The sequence below is a fragment of the Halocola ammonii genome (assembly GCF_049334165.1).
GTDB lineage: Bacteria > Bacteroidota > Bacteroidia > Flavobacteriales_D > Sanyastnellaceae > JBEGHD01.
The window spans coordinates 1-1,130 of sequence record NZ_JBEGHD010000036.1 but is presented as its reverse complement, the minus strand read 5'-3'; the positions used below and the strand labels follow the sequence as shown (position 1 = coordinate 1,130).

Here is a 1,130-nt window from a genome sequence, read left to right as displayed (position 1 = left end):
CTTGATTGGGAGTATGAGTCAACAAGTGAAGAGGGGCTTGCTGCGATAAAGGATGCTTTTATTGATGATGGCTATTTTGCTTGTATGGCCACACTACCCAATGAAAACTGGACCGGTGTAATTCCTACGGTAATGAAAATGGACATGGAAGGTAACCAGCTCTGGAGAACTCAAATCTGGGACGATCATTTTCATTATAACAATGAAGGTCGCAGGATACTTCTTGCAGAAGACGGAAATTACGTTGCCGCAGGATGGAGATATGAAATTCTGGAAGAACCCAACGATACTTCCGGAACCTATAACGACCTGGCGTGGATCTCCAAACTGAACAGTGAGACGGGCGACATTTTGTGGACGCGTTATTACCAATACCTCGACTTGCCTTTTGAAAAACATAGGCTCTACGACATGAGAAACACTTCTGATGGAGGCTTTATTTTTTGTGGACAATCACAAGATCAATGGCCAGATGCTGAGTTAACAGAACCTCCCTACCAACAAGGTTGGCTGGTGAAGCTGGACGAATATGGCTGCCTGGTAGAAGGTTGTGAGGAATTTGACATTGCGGTAGAGGAAAAGGAACCTCAGCAGGTTCAGTTTTTTAAAGCCGGCCCCAACCCTGCCAGTGAAGTGCTGCACATTTACCAAACTCAGCAATTGGATAAAAACGCCTCTTACACCATCACCGATCTTCAGGGAAGAACTATTCAGCAATTTCCTGCCCCACAGGCAAACACCACGCTCATCCTAAATGTCGAAAGCTGGGCAAGCGGAACTTATGTGTTGAGTCTTACAGAGAGTAATAGGTTGTTGCAAAGTGAAAAGATAGTGGTTAGGTAGGGTTTCGCATTAACTTGTCACTTCGCGGTTATGATCCTCCTCCGCCCTTCGGGCACCTCCTCACGCTGTCGCTGAAGCTTTAGCGTAGGCGCCCAAAGGAGGACAGCTTGCAGCTACGGGCTTTACAACGCTGCCAGAAACCACAGTAGGCACATTAGGAAAACATAGACACATAGATTCTATGTGCCTTTTACCTACTTGTCTTGAGATCTGAGAGAGAACTCAATCAAGGAATATATGTGATTAGAAATGCAGAATTCTACTGTGACTATGTGTTAAAACTGCGG

The 1,130-nt window shown here is 45.5% G+C and carries 1 protein-coding gene; it reads left to right on the top strand.

Annotated features, from left to right (window positions below; genetic code table 11):
- On the top strand, positions 1 to 843 hold an 843-nt coding region (locus tag ABHV44_RS16130), incomplete at its 5' end, for a T9SS type A sorting domain-containing protein (RefSeq protein WP_459075746.1).
- Positions 844 to 1,130 lie beyond the last annotated feature (287 nt).